The 16351-nt window shown below is 68.7% G+C and carries 13 protein-coding genes; 5 read left to right on the plus strand and 8 right to left on the minus strand.

The window, feature by feature from the left end:
• Positions 1-43: 43 nt before the first annotated feature.
• Both ACZ53K_RS33825 and ACZ53K_RS33830 read right to left on the minus strand, forming a co-directional pair.
• On the minus strand, positions 44-727 hold the full coding sequence (locus ACZ53K_RS33825; RefSeq protein ID WP_468844320.1) for a DUF2637 domain-containing protein: 684 nt from the start codon (positions 725-727) through the stop codon (positions 44-46).
• Between the two features lie 168 nt (positions 728-895).
• Positions 896-1909 carry a hypothetical protein gene (locus ACZ53K_RS33830; protein ID WP_468844323.1) on the minus strand — a complete coding sequence of 338 codons (1014 nt, stop codon included), beginning with the start codon at positions 1907-1909 and terminating at the stop codon, positions 896-898.
• 186 nt (positions 1910-2095) lie between these two features.
• On the opposite strand from ACZ53K_RS33830, the gene ACZ53K_RS33835 reads away from it, so the two are divergent.
• The 3 genes from ACZ53K_RS33835 (at position 2096) to ACZ53K_RS33845 (ending at position 4987) form a co-directional block, all read left to right on the plus strand.
• The gene (locus ACZ53K_RS33835) at positions 2096-2359 is read left to right on the plus strand and encodes a helix-turn-helix transcriptional regulator (protein WP_030597009.1); all 264 of its coding nucleotides are present in this window, start codon (positions 2096-2098) and stop codon (positions 2357-2359) included.
• Positions 2360-2527: 168 nt separating this feature from the next.
• Positions 2528-3376: a DUF6083 domain-containing protein gene (locus ACZ53K_RS33840; RefSeq protein ID WP_468844325.1), complete on the plus strand. Its 849-nt coding sequence runs from the start codon at positions 2528-2530 to the stop codon at positions 3374-3376.
• A 138-nt stretch (positions 3377-3514) separates the two neighbouring features.
• A complete protein-coding gene (locus tag ACZ53K_RS33845) occupies positions 3515-4987 on the plus strand; it encodes a UvrD-helicase domain-containing protein (RefSeq protein WP_468844328.1) in 1473 nt (490 codons plus the stop codon).
• A 485-nt stretch (positions 4988-5472) separates the two neighbouring features.
• On the opposite strand, the gene ACZ53K_RS33850 is transcribed toward ACZ53K_RS33845, so the two are convergent.
• From ACZ53K_RS33850 to ACZ53K_RS33865, 4 genes are all read right to left on the minus strand, one after another.
• Positions 5473-7221, minus strand: coding sequence for a WD40 repeat domain-containing protein (locus ACZ53K_RS33850; RefSeq protein ID WP_468844331.1), 1749 nt, complete (start codon positions 7219-7221; stop codon positions 5473-5475).
• Positions 7222-7276: 55 nt separating this feature from the next.
• Positions 7277-8116, minus strand: a complete 840-nt coding sequence (locus ACZ53K_RS33855) for a nucleic acid/nucleotide deaminase domain-containing protein (protein ID WP_468844333.1) — start codon at positions 8114-8116, stop codon at positions 7277-7279.
• A gap of 12 nt (positions 8117-8128) precedes the next feature.
• Positions 8129-8758, minus strand: coding sequence for an SUKH-4 family immunity protein (locus tag ACZ53K_RS33860; RefSeq protein WP_468844336.1), 630 nt, complete (start codon positions 8756-8758; stop codon positions 8129-8131).
• Positions 8759-8826: 68 nt separating this feature from the next.
• A complete protein-coding gene (locus ACZ53K_RS33865; protein ID WP_468844339.1) occupies positions 8827-10515 on the minus strand; it encodes a WXG100-like domain-containing protein in 1689 nt (562 codons plus the stop codon).
• 286 nt (positions 10516-10801) lie between these two features.
• Between ACZ53K_RS33865 and ACZ53K_RS33870 the strand changes: the two genes are divergently transcribed.
• Positions 10802-11524 carry a DUF6461 domain-containing protein gene (locus tag ACZ53K_RS33870; RefSeq protein WP_468844341.1) on the plus strand — a complete coding sequence of 241 codons (723 nt, stop codon included), beginning with the start codon at positions 10802-10804 and terminating at the stop codon, positions 11522-11524.
• A 59-nt stretch (positions 11525-11583) separates the two neighbouring features.
• On the opposite strand, the gene ACZ53K_RS33875 is transcribed toward ACZ53K_RS33870, so the two are convergent.
• Positions 11584-12909: a hypothetical protein gene (locus ACZ53K_RS33875; protein WP_468844344.1), complete on the minus strand. Its 1326-nt coding sequence runs from the start codon at positions 12907-12909 to the stop codon at positions 11584-11586.
• 492 nt (positions 12910-13401) lie between these two features.
• Between ACZ53K_RS33875 and ACZ53K_RS33880 the strand changes: the two genes are divergently transcribed.
• Complete coding sequence (locus tag ACZ53K_RS33880) at positions 13402-15342, plus strand: hypothetical protein (RefSeq protein ID WP_468844347.1); 1941 nt, start codon at positions 13402-13404, stop codon at positions 15340-15342.
• Positions 15343-15391: 49 nt separating this feature from the next.
• On the opposite strand, the gene ACZ53K_RS33885 is transcribed toward ACZ53K_RS33880, so the two are convergent.
• Positions 15392-16054 (minus strand): SMI1/KNR4 family protein, encoded by a 663-nt coding sequence (locus ACZ53K_RS33885; protein ID WP_468844349.1) that lies wholly within the window; start codon positions 16052-16054, stop codon positions 15392-15394.
• Positions 16055-16351 lie beyond the last annotated feature (297 nt).

Raw genomic sequence — 16351 nt, forward strand, 5'->3', positions numbered from 1 at the left:
ACGTGGGGTGGCGCGAGGGGATGCGGCCGGTGAGGGCTGGGGCTCAGAGCTGAGCGAGTGCGGCGGTGGCCACCGGGAGGGCGATGCCCATGCGCGCGCCCAGGTGGGCGGCGGTGATCGGGGTCCCGTGCTCGGCACGGTGGGTGTCCGCGATGCGCCGGGCCGCGTCCAGCAGGGCGGCAGGCAGGGCCGGGCCGGAGGCGGGTCGGGCCGTCTGGGTGACGGCGGCGGGAGCCGGGGCGGTCGGCGGTTCCTCGGTCGGCGAGGCGACAGTGACCGGGACGGGGGCCGGGGGTGCTGGTTCGGGTGCGGGTGCTTCGTCTGGCACCGGCGCGGAGATGGGAGTGGTGGCGTCCTCCAGATGCGGGGTGGGGGTGTGGAACTGGGCGAGGAGGGCGGGGCCGACGTGGCCCCAGCCGAGGAGCAGGAGCGGGGCGACCGTGTCCAGGCAGGCCCGTCCGTAGCGTCCGGTCAGCAGCGGTTCGGCGGTGTTCAGCGCGAGGGTGAGCAGCCCGCACAGGTGCAGCAGCCTGGTACCGGCCCGCAACTCCGCCTTGGACACCCCGCGCAGAGCCAGGAACCGCAGCGCGACCAGGAGCCCGACGACCGACAGGTCCACCATGGGGGCGATCAGCGGCGCGATCGGACGGGGAACACCGAGCCGCAGGGCGAGCGCCCAGACGTTGCCGAAGGAGAAGACGAAGGCCAGGGCCGCGATGATCGCCATGACCACATGACGCCCGCTGCTAGCGGCGAACCGACGGACGTGCCGAGGGCGATGCGCAACCGCGAATCGATGGCCTGGCCCAGGCTGGGCTAGCTGAAGGGATATGCGCCTCCCGGTTCCCTGGCGCCCTTAGCAGTCGATCGAATGAATATGGCGGGACGAGGTCGTTCAAATGGCGTTGTTGGGCAGGTGCCAGCGCAGGCTCTCGTTATGGCCGTCGCGGTGCCAGGTGTCCAGGGCGTGGGTGAGGACGAGGCGGTCGAGGAGGTCTTCTACCTGGGTGAGGGGGAGGCCGGTGAGCCGGGTGAGTTGTTCGGTCTCGGCGCTGCCGGTGTCATCGGCGGTGTGGGTGGCCAGGACGAGTGCGGCCAGGTGGACGGCTGGCGGTACCTCGCGGGGGATGGTCAGAGGGGCTGGCTGCAGGGCCCAGTGGGCGGCACGTGCCCGGTCGCCGCGGGCAGGGGCCTGGGTCAGGACGGCGGGATCCAGCAGTCGCGCCGCCACGCCGGTGTGGGTGTTTTTCGTGCTTGCTGCGGGGCAGAGCCAGCCGGCGTGGGTGAGTTCGTGCCAGGGCACCGCGTGGCCGCCCAGGCGCATTCCACGCAGCAGGCCCCCGGGAAGGTGGACGTGCCCGCGTTGGTTCGCGCGCAGTGCGCACTGCAGGGCGAGCAGCCGGGCGGTGGGGGAGCAGAAGCGGGGGAGGGCGGCTGCCAGGTAGGTGAGCATCTCTTTTACGCGCGCTTGCCCGCCCGGTTCCGGCCGGTGGGCGACCGGGTGGCGGGGCGAGGTACGGGGGACGGGCCGGATGAGCAAGGTGTCCGGAACCACGGCGGCATGAGGGGTTGCCGCCGCGCAGGCGGTGCAGGCATCGGCCAGCCGCCACCGGCGCCCGCCGCGGTCGCTGGCCAGGACGAGCAGGACGGGGCCGGTGCAGCCACGGTGCGGCGGGTGCCAGGGGCAGCCGTGGGCGCGGCACTGGCAGGTGCGCAGATGCGACGGCAGGGCGTCGTCGCGGGCGTGCCGGGCGAGGTGGCGCAAGGCCGCCGAGCGCGCCGCCCCAGCCACAAGCGAGCGGGTGCGCGGTGTGCAGTGGGGGCAGTCGAGTACTGGTCCGCCGGGCTGTGGGCGTAGCTCCACGGTCCAGGTGCGCCGCACCGCGGCGTGCGTGGGGGTGCGCCTCATGGGGCCCGCTTCCTTTCTGATCCGATGCAGTTCGTGGCCGCTACCGCGACCGGTCGCAGGCGGGGGTCGGCCGCACCGTAGTGCAGACCTCTGCCCTCCCGCAGGGCTGTCTCCGGCGCCTCACCTGCACAAATAGGGCAGAGGTCTGCACTGACAGGGCAGGGGTCTGCCCCTTCGGATGGTGGGGTGACGATCTTCCCGCCCGACCCGAACCTCACCGCGCTACGCCTGGAACTGGCACGGCTGAGGGCCGAGCGGCGCTGGACGTACGACGAACTCGCCGCCCGCAGCGGCCTGGCCCGGCGCACCCTCATCGAAATCGAGCAGGGCCGCACCATCGGCACCCTCAAGACCTGGCACGCCCTCGCCCATGCCCTGGGCACCCCGCTCGACCGGCTCTTCGCGGCCCTGTGCGACGGCCACACGCCCCCCGCCGACACCCCCAGCTGACCAGTCGACGCTGCCGCACACCCCGGCGGGCGAATCACTCGAACCGGTGACCGGCTGCGAACGCCAGACCGATGCGCCGCACGCACGTCCGGCTCGCCACGGCCATCCAGGGGACCCGCCGGGCCGCGACGAGCCATCCGGGGCGGGTCGCCTGCCACCTTCACCGCCATGTGCTCTTCCCCGACATCCGGCCGCCACTGGGACGGCAGCCCCCGCCACCCCCACCCAGGGCGCTCCCTGCGCGTTGCCGCCGACAGCCCCAGCCGCCTGCTGCGCAGCGCCCAGCGCGACCGGTGCCACCACTGCGGCAACCCCATCGAATGGTGCTACCGCGCCAACGGCCGCCCCATCCCGCTGCACCCGACCGAACTGCCCCGTGCCACCGTCCCCGCCGACGAGCGCTGGCACCTGAGCTCCGGCATCGCCCACCCCGCCAGCGACGGCAGCCCCTGGTGCCGCATCACCCACCAAGTGCTGTGCCCCGCCCGCACCCCACCCGCCTCCACATCTCAACTGCGCGACCTGCAGCGCCGGCTGGCCCTGCGCACCCGCCGTCTCAAGGACGCCGGAGCCCTTCCGCCACCGCCCGCCGAACCCGCACCACCGACCGCCCTCTGCCGGCCGGCTCGGCCCGTCGTGCGCCTGCTGTACGTGCACTACCTCGCCCCGCACCCCGTCGAGGACCTGCGGTGCGTGGCTCAGACCCGCACCCGCCACCGCTGCACGCACCTCCTCCTGGCCCCGGACACCCCGCCGGGCACCTGGGCCCTGCTGCCCGCCGCACCCGCCACCGGCCAACTGCCCCTGCCCGACACCCTCATGGCCGTCTACGACCTGACTCGCCTGCCCTACAGCGAGCAGCTGCGCTGGCGCGCGCAGCGCTGCCCCGCCCACGCCGCCGCCCCGGCCGCTCCCGACAGCGCCCGCACACAGTGGGAGCCCTTCGACCCGCTCCTGCACCACCAGCACATCCACCCACGCCTGCCCACCACCGTGCGCCACCGCACCCGGCCGTAACACCCCAACGCCCGCCTCCTTCGCGGTCCGGCCCATGTCCTCGCTCGCGCCGACTCCGCCGTCCGCGGACTGCCAAGCCCTCCAGCAGCCTGTGACGCATTCCCGGACCGTCAGGCAGCCCACCCCGGAGCCCCGATCATGAAGCCCACTGACGAACAGGCCGCCGCGGCCGACCGCTTCCACGCCGGTGACCACCTGGCCCTGCAGGCCGGCGCCGGCACCGGCAAGACCACCACCCTGGCCCTGCTCGCCCACGGCACCCGGCGACGCGGCCGCTACCTCGCCTACAACCGCGCCATCGCCCACGACGCCGCCACCCGCTTCCCCGCCACCGTCACCTGCAAAACCGCCCACGCCCTGGCCTTCGCCGCCACCGGCCACCGCTACGCCGGCCGCCTGAACGCCCCCCGCCGCCCCGCCTGGCACACCGCCCAGGACCTCGGCCTGACCAAGGTGCTGCAGATCGGTGAGCGCCTGCTGACGCCCAAGACCCTCTCCTACGCCGTCCTGCGCACCGTGACCCGCTTTTGCCACTCCGCCGACCCCGCCCTCACCCACCACCACGTCCCCGTGCTGCGCGGCCTCGAAGAGCAGGCGCTGCACGCCGAACTCGCCCACTACCTCACCCCGTTCGCCCAGAAAGCCTGGGGCGACCTGCAGCGCACGGACGACGGCATCGTCCGCTTCGACCACGACCACTACCTGAAGATCTGGGCCCTGACCCACCCCCGCCTGGACGCCGACTTCCTGCTGCTGGACGAGGCCCAGGACACCAACCCCGTCGTCGAACAGGTCTTCACCGCCCATCGCGACCACGCCCAGCTGGTCATGGTCGGCGACTCCGCCCAGGCCATCTACCACTGGCGCGGCGCCAAAGATGTCATGACCGGCTTCGACGGCACCGCCCTGGCCCTGTCCCGCTCCTTTCGCTTCGGCCCCCACCTGGCCCGGGAAGCCAACCGCTGGCTCAGCCTCGCCGGCGCCCGGTTGCGCCTGACCGGGAGCGCCACGGTGCCTACTGCAATCGGGACCGGTAATGGGGCGGATGCCGTGCTGTGCCGCACCAACGTCGGCGCTCTGGGTGAAGTCCTGCAGCAGCTCGCGCTCGGCCACCGCGTGGCCCTGGCCGGGGGAGGGGAGAGCCTGCGGGCCCTGGCCCTGGCCGCCCGCGACCTCAAGGAGGGCCGCCGCACCCACCACCAGGAACTCGTGCTGTTCACCTGCTGGGGCGAACTGCAGGACTACGCCGCCCACGACCCGGCCGGCCGCGACCTGCAACCGCTGGTCGACCTGGTCGACACCCACGGCACCGACGCCATCCTCACCGCGGTCCACCAGCTCGTGCCCGAAGACCAGGCCGAGGTGACGATCTCGACCGCCCACAAGGCCAAGGGCCGCGAATGGCCCTCCGTACGCATCGCCGAGGACTTCCAGCCGCCGCGTGACACCGGCGACAAAGACGAGCACGGCCGCCCCGTCCCCCCGCCGATCGACGCAGCCGACGCCCGTCTTGCCTACGTCGCCGTCACCCGGGCCCGCCACCGTCTCGACCTCGGCGGCCTGTCCTGGATCCACCATCATCCCCAAGGCCAAGCCCACGACACTCCCTGACCTGCTGATTGCCAACGTCGGCGAAGGTCCGTCGCGTAGCCGTCACGCTTACCCCACCAGGGACGACCACAGTGACCCCGGCCACCTTCCGGGCAGGCTGCTCCAGCAACCGGCAGCCGCTGACCACCGCTGATGTCCGCACGCCCGGGCCCGGCCTGACAGCGCAGGCGGAGCCGTCCGTACGGGATCAGTCGAGCCCGATGTGCAAGAGCCGGCGTCGGGGTGCCGTACGCCAAGCTCCTGCGCAGCCCGACGGCCAGCGTGGCTCGGGCTTGGGCCGGGGCATCGAGGTGGAGCACGGGCTCGGCCGGGCGCCGAGCTCTCCCGCGGCGTGCTCACTGAGCCGCAGGTGCAGTGCCTGGTGTCGGCGTGCACAGGGGGCTTCCTCGGTCCCGCCCTGGGCGTCAGCTAACGACACGCCCGGTCTGACGGTTCGGTGCTGTGAAGAATTGGCCGGTTCCTTGGGGCGGCGGGGCACCGTGGCGTCAGTTCCAAAGGCGGTCGAGTGGGAGCCGCAGAGCATAGAGGCCGTCGGGGCCGCCGATGGAGAGCTGGCCGTCTGGTGTGAGGGTGAGGCTGCTGCACCGATACAGCAGGGGCAGGGTCCGGGCTTCTCCGCTGAGCAGATCCCAGACGTGCAGCTCTGCGTCGTTCCACGCGGCGGCGAGAACCGGGCCGGCGGGCGTGTTGGCGGCGGCCAGTGCGGTGACGAGAGCGGGGCGCTGGTCGACGGGCTTGTCCATCGGTTCCTGAGCGGTCTCCCACATCCGGATGGACCCGTCGAAGGCGGCGCTGAGGACCAGGGTAGGGCCGTCGTCGGGCAGCCGCAGGCAGGTGAGGGCTGTGACCGGAACGGTGTGAAGGCGGTGGCTTCGCGGCGTGGGCGCGTATTCGGTCAGGGACCACAGATGGACCGCTCCGCTGGTGTCACCGACGGCGACCTGGGAGGACTGTGCACAGGACCCGAGAGCCGTGAGCTGCAAGCCCTCTGAAGACAGGCGGGCCCGGGAGTGGTGGGCGACGATGTGCCCGAGCACCGTGGCGGCTGCCCCTTCCGTATCGGCCGTCACCGCTTGCAGAGCACCGCCATCGCCGAGTACCAGTAGCGCGTCAGCGCCGGCCCCGGCCAGACCCGCGGGGCGAATGCCGGTCAGCGAGGGCAGCGGTCCCATGCGCTGGCCTGTTGCTGGCTCGACCAGGCGCAGTCGTCCCAGCGGATCAGCGACCAGCAGCTGACGGTCAGCCCCCTGCAGAAGGCACTGGGTGTTAGCCGGGGTGTCGTGCTGTGCCCAGATCGCTGTCCAGGAGTGCTGTTCGGTGAGGGGGCGAAGGTAAGCGGCGAGGCGGTCGTTGTCACCGAGAGCTGCGGCGTGCAGCAGCGCAGCACGCCCGGCTGGGCTGTGCTCGGCCGCGGTGAGCTGGGGCGCTGCCCGGCGCCAGATGCGGCGGGCCCCGGCAGGCAGCGGGAGGCGTTCGTCGTCCATCGCCGCGGTGATGGCGCGGGCCGGTCCGTAGACGAGGAAGCCGGGGTCGATCAGCAGCTGCTGGACCGCTGCAGTGGACTGACCGCCCGTTTTGTGCAGTGCTTGGTCAAGCACGCGCTCGCGGACGCCAACCGGAGCCTGCGCCCAATCAGGGCGCCCGTCGGCGGTCCTCGGGACGGCCGCCATGAGATCCACGAACCCGGCGGACACCTCGCCGGCCGGCTGGTGTCCGGCGGTGGGCTGCACCTCGATGACCTCGGCAGGGTGATCAGCGAGCAGCTCCGAGTCGCCGACTTCGACCACAGCGCGGACGTGGGGGAGCGCCAGCAGGGGCCCGAGCAGCTCGGTGACGAGCGTCGCCGGGTTGGCTTGAGGCAGGTCGGGTGCGGCGCCGCGTCCGGCGTGGTGCAGGTCGGGCACGAGGAGAAGCGTCGGCCGCTGGTCGACGGCGACCTGGTTCAGCAGACGGTCCGGGGGCAGAGGTCCGTAGCCCAGCTGGCGGCCGAGGTCCCAGGCGAACGTGTCCGCGGTCAGCCCGGCGGCAGGGATGGTGGCGTGAACTGTCACCCGAGGATGGCCGGCTGTGGAGGCTCCCGCCAGGAACCACGCCAGAAGGCGGCTCTTGCCGCTGCCGTTCGCGCCGCGCACCAGACACAGCGGCGGGCGGTCTGCGTTGGCATCGACGGCCCAGTCGAACAGCTGCTGCTTGTCGGGCACGCCCTCGACGTGCGGCCAAGCGGAGATGTCCAAAGCCGGAAAGACAGTGGCCACAGTTCCCCTCTACCCCTCTCCCTTGTCCGTGGCGTTACTGCGGCGGCTGCTCAGCAGCGGCCTCCCGCAGCTGCTGGATGCCTTCGGCCCGTGAGTCGGCGCTCTCTCCGTACGGGAAGTTGTGCGTGAGCTGCGCGTCGGGGAAGACCTCACCCAGCCACAGCGAGCAGTAGTGGCCGGGCATGAAGCACGCCTCCAGCTCCGTGTGGATCCGCAGCACCTGCTCCGGCCGCACGCCGGCCTGCCGAAGCTTGTGCCACAGCTTCTGCTCAGGATGGATCCCGATGCCTCCGGACTCCGTGAAGATCTGCTTCTCACCTTGACCGTTGACGACCTCGAAGGCCGCGAACCATTCGGTGCTCGCCGTGTCCTTGAGGTCGTCGAGCACCAGCGGCCACCAGTTCTCCCGCCCAGCGAACGCGGCGGCGTCGACGGCCCACAGTCGCTGCTCCAGCTGCTCGAACGCGGCCTTGGCGGCTTGCGGACTGTCCGTGGTGAGGATGGCCTGCAAAGCGTGATCCAGCGCTCCGAGCGACTGCGCGAAAGCCTCCGGCGTCGCGTTCACCGGGCGCACCGCCTCGTCCATGCCCAGCAGCACCGCACGCACCGCCCCGTCCTGGCCGGCGCAGATCTCGAACCCGCGGTCCGAGCCGAGACGCGCCCACGCCTGGGTGTTCTCGTGCACTACCCGGCGCCCGACGAAGTCCGCGTACTCGTGCAACGGGACCGGCTCGTCGTGAGCTGTTTCGAAGTACGGCCCCACCTGGAGAGGAACCGCAACGTTCGCGATCCGCTGCACGCTCGGGAGCCCGCTGGCACCATCAAAGACGGCCTCGGCCTCGAAGCGGCGCACGGCATTCTCCGGGATTGTCATGGGTAACTCCGCCTAACCGACCGACTCGTGAACGTCCCAGAGCACACGATCCCACGCGGGCAGCGCAGGAGCGTCGTCGGCGTCCCAGTCGAAGTCCTCCGACCACGCCGGCTCGACACCTTCGAAAGGAAGCGGATCGACGTGCATCATCCGTTCCCTCAGAGACATGGCCACGTCCTCCGAGTCATCGACGTCTTCCGACACCGAAAAGTCGTAGTTGGGGCGCTCGGACTGTAGCAAGTACAGGAAGTAGACGAAGGAGTCCAGGTTCCGGTTCAGCGGACGGGCCGTGTACTCGCCGTCCGGCAGGCAGTACACAGCCCCGGACACGGGATCCAGCACCACGCCGTCGTCGTACATCCCCCCGATCACCAGCCAGTTCTCCCAGCCCTTGGGCATGTCCTGATACTGGGAGAAGCAGGGGAGTTCTGCGCAGCGGGCGAACCTGCCTACCGGTTCCTCGTCGGTAAGGCGCCCGTCAACGAAGAAGAAGGAGCTCCGGTCATCCGGGAGGCCGACGCTGGTCAGCACTGACCGGGATGTTTCGTCCAGTCCTTCCGGCAGGTTCTCTTCCCGCAGTGTCACGAGCTCTTCCAGAGGGAACACCGACTCCATCAATGAGCGGTTGGTGAGCTGTGCCATATTTCATCCTGTCGCTGCTAGTTGTTGATTCCGCCACCTTATCGGAAGCGGCATCGCGGGGCCAATCTCTACTTCTTTTTCGGCCTGATTCCGTCAAGGTACTGCTTCATCTGGTCATTGCCGCGTTTCTTTGATTCCTCGGTCTCCCCGTACTCGACGCTATGAGAAACCTGCACCCCGTCAGGCAGGTACTTCGACATCCAGGCGCTACAGTCCACCGACCCCTTCCCTGACGTGCATGGCTCACGCTCCGTGTAGAGCTCTCTCATCCCATGGGTCGTGCCTGAATCAAGGAACGGAATGCCGATCTGACGCTCCGAGTGCGCCCCAGGCCACTTACTTCGCCCGACGAGAATGAACTCATCATCGGCGCCCCGCTCGCCATACCGGGCCGCAGCGTAGTTCCGGCTCGTGAACTTATCTTTCTTCAATCTCCCGTAATCGCTCTCGGCGTCGCGCGCTGAGCGCGTAGCACGCGACAGATCGGTACTTCCGAAACCGACCTGCTGAGACGATTTCTTCTTCCGGTCGGCCTTGTCCGGCAGCGGGTACTTCGACGCCTGCCTCTTGGGTACGCTGTCGTCCTGAAGCCCGAGCGGGGCAAGCCGGCTGCGATCCTCATCGGTCAGGTCCTGGTGCCCCTGATCCGTAAGTCGAGTGACCTTCCCCTTGTCGTCGACGAAGTACGCCGGAGCAGGGCCACCGGAACCCTTCTTGCCGAGACTCTGTATCTCCGTCGCGATTCCCGCGTCGTTCTCGTGATGGTTCTTCTTCATCTGCTTGACACCACGGGACATGTCGTCATCGAGATGCTTGGCCGTCCGCTTCAGGCAGTCCTCGATCCCGTCGACGACCTTGTGCAGCATGCCGCTGGCAGCATCGGCCATGGCGTCCTTGCCCTTGGTCCGGGCGTGGTGCCCCTTGGCTTTGCCGATCTTCCCGCCGGCCTTGTGCCGAAAGGTGCTGCCAGCACTCTCCAGCCCGCTGACAGCATCGTCGTGCGCGCCCGGATCGAAGGAGAACCCCGTACCGGCGCCGCCACCGCCTGCACCACCGCTGCCGCCGCCAGCGCTCAGCAGCTGCATTCCGGCCGCGGAATCCTTGGCCCCCTGCACGCCCTGTCGGAAGCCGTCCTTCCCGGCATCGACCGCATGGCCGACGTCCACACCCTTCTGCAGACCGAGGGCGTTGGCGCCGAGCTGGATGACCAGGTCGCCGACCATCGCCGTGAGGGCTTCCTCAACCGGGGTCAGGGCGATGCTGACCACATGCTCGGTGACCTGCTGGCAGACCTCCTTGAAGAGGCGTTTGACGATCACCCGGGTGGCCTGAGTGGCTCCTAGCGCGCCGAGTTCGGACAGACCGAAGGTGAAGGGGGCGGCGGCCTGGGCGGCGATGACCTCGGCGGCCAGGATGCCGAGCTGGACGATCGCACTGAGCTTGGCGCCCTCAATCAGCATGGCTACGCCGTCACAAGCGGTGGCGGCGAGCTCGCCGCAGTGCGCGAGCTTCGTCAGGTGTGTGCCGTTGACCTTGCTCCAGTGGGCGTTCAGCGCCTCGGCGGCCTTGCCGCCGCCGGCGGAGGAGACCAGGGCCTGGATCGAGTCGTGAGCGTGGCTTGCGCCGTCCCGGATGTCGCCGGAGAACTCCCGCATGGCCGTCGCCATCTCGCGGTAGTCGTCCTCGTCCACGTTCGGCCACGAGATCCCGATCAGGTCGAGAATCTCATCCGCCCATCCTGGCAGCACCACACCCATGCGTAACCCACCCCCGTCATCCATTACCGAGCTGGGGGGAAGACGCTGCCACCAGGGCTTTGGTTCCTCAAGCAGCAGGTGGGAAAGCTGGGACGCTATCTCGCCGAGCATCGAGGCGGGGCCAGTCGGAGCGCCGCATCCCGCTTTAGCTGAAGCGTTGCACCACCAGCCCCACCCAACGAATGGCGATGCTTCGAGGATGCGGCGGAGCCAGACTCAGCCAGGTGCGGGTCGGCAAGGTCCATACGATGGCTGGCCACCGAATGCTGCTGAGGAAGGGGCGGGCATGAATCCGCTGGCGTGGATCGCCGACGAGTATCCGACGCACTGTCTGACGTTGGGCAGAGGCTTGGCCGGTCGGGACCTGCTGTCACGATTAGGGGGCAGTTCAACGGAGATGTTCCAGCCACACGACGAGGACGAGGCGAACGAGTTCGTGTGGGCAGGCATGGAGGACTACTGGACCTGGGGTGCAGCGCGGGCTGGGCAATCCGGCGAGTGGGCGTATGTGCTGGAGCCGGCCAGCATGTGGAGCAGCCTCTCCGAGAGGCTGAAAGCCGCTTCCAGCGGAACGGAGCTGATCTGCTGCTCCTACGCGGACGCGATGGAAACGATCGCCTTCTGGCGCGACGGGGTACTGCTTGCCCAGTTCGAGACGCTGAGTCCAGGGCAGCGATCCGGGCAGGAACCGGACTTCCTTGAGGAATCGATGCGACGGGTCGGCCTTGGGGACGGTGATCCCGCTGGGCTTCGCCATCCCGGATTGGCTCTGCTCCACGAGGTGACGAGGGTGACGTTGTCGCAGGAGGAGACGGTGCTGGCCCTGGCGGGCAAGCTTCCGGCCATGGGCCTCGGTCCGGAAGCCATAGCAGAAGACCGCAGTGACCCGGCCTCGAACGCCAGGCCCGCGGACACCTCGGGAGGCCCAGTGGGCCTGTTTCCGGCTCCCCGCCTGGCCGGCAGCGCGAAGACCGAACCTGGGCAGGGCCGCAAGCGGCCCAAAGCCTGAGCGCGCAAGGCGGCCCCGGGGTGCCCCGGGGCCGCTGACGAGCCGAGCCGCCAGGGAAGTTACTGGACGGCGAGCCAGAACTTCTCGTCGTTCAGCACGCGGTTGTTTTGGTAGAAGCTGGACAGCGATCCACCGACGGAGCCGTTCTCCTTGTTGGGGACGTGGCCGATGGTGCAGCGGCGCCCAGACGTGTTGTTGATGTACGTGACGGTGTACCGACCGTTCGAGGGCATGTCCGGCCGGATCTGTGCACAGTCCTTGCCCGAGAGGCCCAGCTGGGCGCCGCTTTGGTTGGTGGCGGCGAAGGGGAACTCGTCGCAGCTGTCATCAGGGACCGTCGGGTCCTTCGTGAAGGTCGAATCGCAGACCTTGCCGCGGTTGGCCTGGCTGACCGCGTCGTCGGCTTCGCGGGTCAGCGGGCTTCCCTTGCCTTCCCAGCCCCAGTGGTCGGTGAGGTACTGCATTGACCAGGCAACGTTGGCGTGTCCGCGGTGGTTCAGCGGAAGGACCAGGGTAGGGGTGAAGGAGGGGAAGACGCAGCCGACGCTCGATCCGCTGGCGGTCTTGTCACAGCGGATGGTCATCTTCCCTGGTGGCTCGAACGTGGCCGGGGACAGCAGGACCTGGCCGGCGCCGAGTACCGTCACGGTGGTCTTGGTGCGGAAGCCTTCGACGTTCTGGCCAGCCTTCCACTGATGGCTGGTACCGCCGTAGAGGGTCTTGCCGACGGTGATCGGCTGTGAGCCCGTCCACGCGCCGCCGGCAGCGCAGGCACTGGCGGCGATGCACTCCGTCTTCCACGAAGCGCGCAGCGCCTTCGCCTCACCCCAGGCCGACTCCTGTTTCAGGGAAACGTCCGTCTTCCAATTGCCGCTCTTGCCATCCAGCACGAACTCCTGCCTGGCCGTGAACGTCGCCCCGCCGATCTTCTTCTTCGTCCGGGTGTCGATCACGTCGTACGTGAGCTTGGCCGACCCGCAGGCATCGAGCCGGGTGTAGTACCACTGCCCGACGACGACACTGCACTTGGCCTCCGCCGTCACCGGCTCGGACTCCGGCTGCGCCGCCACTGACTTCGGGGCGACAGACGTCCCGGTTCTGTCATCTTCGGCCGGTGTCTGGTCGATGCACCCGACTGTTTCGACACCCTGCTCGGCATAGCTGTCCAAGCGGGACTGCGCGGCTGCGCAGCCGATCGCGCCATCGAGTTCGACGGCCCCAGCCGCCTTCGGCTGAGGCATCTCGCCCGTCGGGCCCACAGGCTGTCCGACTTCCGCCGTCAGCTGTTCCGGAGCGGCCGTAGCGGAAACCGGGGCCAGCATCGAGGCGGTTACCGCCAGACCGGCGCCCGCCGCAGCCAGGGTTAAGCGTCTGCGTAAGTGCACGTTCTACCTCTCGTTCACGGCAAACCACGCCATGCCAAATAGGCGCATGGCACGGCGCTACCTGCCTTGGGAGACGATCAACGTGCCCCGGAGCGGGAAACTCCGTCAACAGATATTCGGCAAACCTGATGGAACCAGCCATACAAGGCGAGAAGCTGACCAATCGGCCGCATGCGCAATAAAAGGATGTGGATCTTCCAGATTCGTGCACCGGAGACCGTCTCTGGGGGAGCGCGGCTCGATGAAATCGAGCGCCAGGCCGCGCGCTGGTCGCGCTGGCGTGGCGGTGAAACAGCCAGCCGAGCTGAAGGAGCAAGACTCCCGCCTCCGTCTGCTCCCACCCGCTGGCCCTCAAGTTCCGTGCGCAGGGCCTGACTTGATTTGAACCGAACCTTTTGACACGGCCTTACGGCGTCCATATGTTCCCACCGCCACTCATGATCTTCTTGAACAGGTGGGAGCGACGTGCGTTTCAAAAGGATCGCCCTTGCTGTGGCCAGCACAGCGACAGCGGTGTCCGCGATAGCCGCCGGCTCAGTGCCGGCGCTGGCGACCCAAGACCCCCGCCCGACAAGCAACACGGTGGACCTGTCGCCGTCCGAACTCGCGGCTCAGGGGCCGGAGAAGGACGTGAAAGGCGGGCACCGCCCCGAGTCGGGCAAGGACCTCAAGGCAGGACCGCTGGACAAGAACGGTGTAGTCGCACAGACCACGGTCAAACTCAGCAACACCGTGACCGACAAGGACGGCGACAAGGCCACCCTGTCCTTCCAGGTCTACGAGACCGACGGCAACGGCAAGCCGACCACACAGGTCAAGCTGTCCGACAAGCCCGGCGGCGTGCTGGTCTCCCAGTACACCGCCTCGGGCAAGACCGCTGAAGTCGAAGTGCCCTACGGCAAGCTGAACCCCGGCAAGTCCTACGCATTTCGCACCTCGGGCTTCGACGGCACCCTGTACGAGACCAACTGGTCGTCCTGGGGCACCTTCAAGGTCCGTGACCGGGCGGTGGACATCAAGCTCCCCGAGCCGGACCAGAACGCGCCCAAGGTCAACCTGGAGGACTACCAGGAACCGCAACTCGCCCGGCGCAACATCCCCCAACCGACGCTGCTCAAGAACACCGACAGGTGCACGCCCGTGAGCGAATTCCGGGCGATGTGTGCTGGCGTGATAGACCCCGGTGAGATCTCTGCCGAGAAGTGGGCCAGGGCCGAACAGCGTCTGGGCGACATCAAGGCGCTCACCCCTCTGGTCAAGTGGTGCACCGACGGCACCGAGGCGACCTCGGGCAAGGACAGCTTCAAGCGCACCAGCGCGTGCCTGAAGAAGCATTCCCCGATCGGCATTCGGCTCGTGGATTACTCCAGCGGGCGACCGGTGCCGGTCGGCCTGGCCGCGTTCGCCTCGGACATCCAGATTCAGCTGGATCAGAAGTCCGATACCTTCCAGCAGCGGTTGACGTTGGTCCCGATCGAGTTGACGACGAAGGACCCCAAGGCCACTCACATCACCATTGACCCGAAGTTTGTCTGCGGGCCGCAGTGCACCACCAGTACTCCGCAGTGGGAGGGCAGTTCCACCTGGAGCTTCAAGGGCTCGGACCTGCACTCCGCGTACGCGACGTTCACGCACAAGGCCAGCGGAACCGACACGAACAAGGTCGCCTCGCACACGCTGAACTGGGGCCTCGAGCCGCAGGTGCCGGGATTCAAGGAGATCGAGCCCGTCAAACTCGGCAACTCGATACCAGACCTGGATGTGCGCTGCGACAAGGTGGCCAAGCCCACGCCCGGCTGCGTTTTCGATAAATACAAGCCCACGTGGGTGATGAACTTCAAGAAGGCGCCGGCCGCCGTCGCGCATGCATGGCTGATCCAGTCCAAGCTGCCCACCCACCCGGGCAGCAAGGCCGCGAATTTCCCGATGCAGTACCTGCCGGACGCGGAGAAGAACGACGCGGGCTACGACCCGCAGAAGAACCGTGACCGGATCTGCCCGAAGGCGGGCAACGAAAGCTGGGCGGACGCCAAGGGCAACCCGGACGCCAGCCCGGTCGATGCCAGCGACAAGCTCAGCTGCGACGAGTTCGCCTACGCCAAGAGCTACAACAGCGCAGGAATGCAGTCCAGCGACGGCGGGCTGAACCCGGTCAACTCCGGTGACCAGTGCGTGCAGAGCTACTCCACCCGCGTCAAGCAGGGCGAATGGCACCTGTATGACGACACCCGCCAGGCTGCACCGAGCTGGAAGGAGCGCTGCGGACGGTCCGCGATGTCCCTGCGGATCAACTCCGGCTCCATGAACACCTTCGGCTCCACCTTCTCGGGTGCGTTCAGACTCCTGGACAAGGACGAATACTGGGTGGCCTTCCCGGAGTTCGGGCACTGTGACGCCAGCAGGGCAAACGTGAAGTGCACCGTGCCCAAGTAACGCTCCCGGGCACATGCGGCCGGGCAGGCGCCAGGCTGCCCGGCCGCTGCTAATACCCGGGCCCGTCCAAAAGCCGTGCGTCAACGGTCATGTTCCTGGGATCGACCCACTCCAGGCCGCCGCGGTAGAGCGCAGGGCGGGACCAGACCTCCACTGTGCCCTCCGGCGTCGTCAGCGGGCGGCCCTGCTCCAGCGCGGCGGCCATCTCCTCCAGCCACTCGTGCAGCGGCCACCCATCACTGCCGTAGGGGTAGGGCTCGTCTTCGTCATCCACCGCCCACTTGCCCAGCCTCCCGTAGGCAGGATCGTTCTTGCGCGCGCTGGTGTGCCAGCCGGACCAGAAATCTCCGGGATGCTGAGCGAACGGCAGCAGGCCCCGCATGTCCCGCTCTTCCTCGTTCCACTCCTGGTGCTCCCGGTAGACCTCAACCAGTTGTTCCAGAGGGAGCATCGCCTTGCCGGTCGGGAGGATTCCGCTCCCCTCACCTTCGTCCACACCGTCGTGTACGCGGTACCAGGCAGCAAGACCGGGGGGAAGTTCGTAGCCGATAGCGGCCTCGGCGCTGGCAATGCTGGCGTCACTGGCTCCGGGCCGCAGCAAGTCCGCTGACGCAGGCGCATGTTGCGTAAGCCAGGCGTCGATCCGCTGCCAGGCCGCCGTCACGCGGCGCGCCTGCTCCCTTGCGGTCAGCGGGTGCATCTCATCCGTCATGCGCCCCACTGTCGCAGACACCACCGTCCCGCCCGCGGTGCGGTCTCGTGAACGCGCGTCACGGCCGAGGGGCGGTTCCTTCAAGTGCTCGGCGGTATGTCGCGGCCTCTTCGTGCATCAGTCGTCGGTGCGGGGGCTGTGCCAGATAGTCCCTTCCCGGTTCACGTATCGGTGTTCGCGGTCCCGGAGGAAGTCCGATCTGAGGTGGCGGTGCAAGAGGAGCGTGCGGCCCGGGTCCCGGCGACTGCGGCTGATCTCGGTGCCGAACTGGCGACGGAAGTCTGGACTGCGGTGTGA

The organism is Streptomyces sp. NPDC033221, from assembly GCF_055577005.1.

Bases quoted from the DNA above. Each gene is read 5' to 3' on its own strand.
- ACZ53K_RS33825 (WP_468844320.1), bottom strand. From the start codon at position 727: ATGGCGATCATCGCGGCCCTGGCCTTCGTCTTCTCCTTCGGCAACGTC.
- ACZ53K_RS33830 (WP_468844323.1), bottom strand. From the start codon at position 1,909: ATGAGGCGCACCCCCACGCACGCCGCGGTGCGGCGCACCTGGACCGTG.
- ACZ53K_RS33840 (WP_468844325.1), top strand. From the start codon at position 2,528: ATGTGCTCTTCCCCGACATCCGGCCGCCACTGGGACGGCAGCCCCCGC.
- ACZ53K_RS33845 (WP_468844328.1), top strand. From the start codon at position 3,515: ATGAAGCCCACTGACGAACAGGCCGCCGCGGCCGACCGCTTCCACGCC.
- ACZ53K_RS33855 (WP_468844333.1), bottom strand. From the start codon at position 8,116: ATGACAATCCCGGAGAATGCCGTGCGCCGCTTCGAGGCCGAGGCCGTC.
- ACZ53K_RS33860 (WP_468844336.1), bottom strand. From the start codon at position 8,758: ATGGCACAGCTCACCAACCGCTCATTGATGGAGTCGGTGTTCCCTCTG.
- ACZ53K_RS33865 (WP_468844339.1), bottom strand. From the start codon at position 10,515: ATGGGTGTGGTGCTGCCAGGATGGGCGGATGAGATTCTCGACCTGATC.
- ACZ53K_RS33870 (WP_468844341.1), top strand. From the start codon at position 10,802: ATGAATCCGCTGGCGTGGATCGCCGACGAGTATCCGACGCACTGTCTG.
- ACZ53K_RS33885 (WP_468844349.1), bottom strand. From the start codon at position 16,054: ATGACGGATGAGATGCACCCGCTGACCGCAAGGGAGCAGGCGCGCCGC.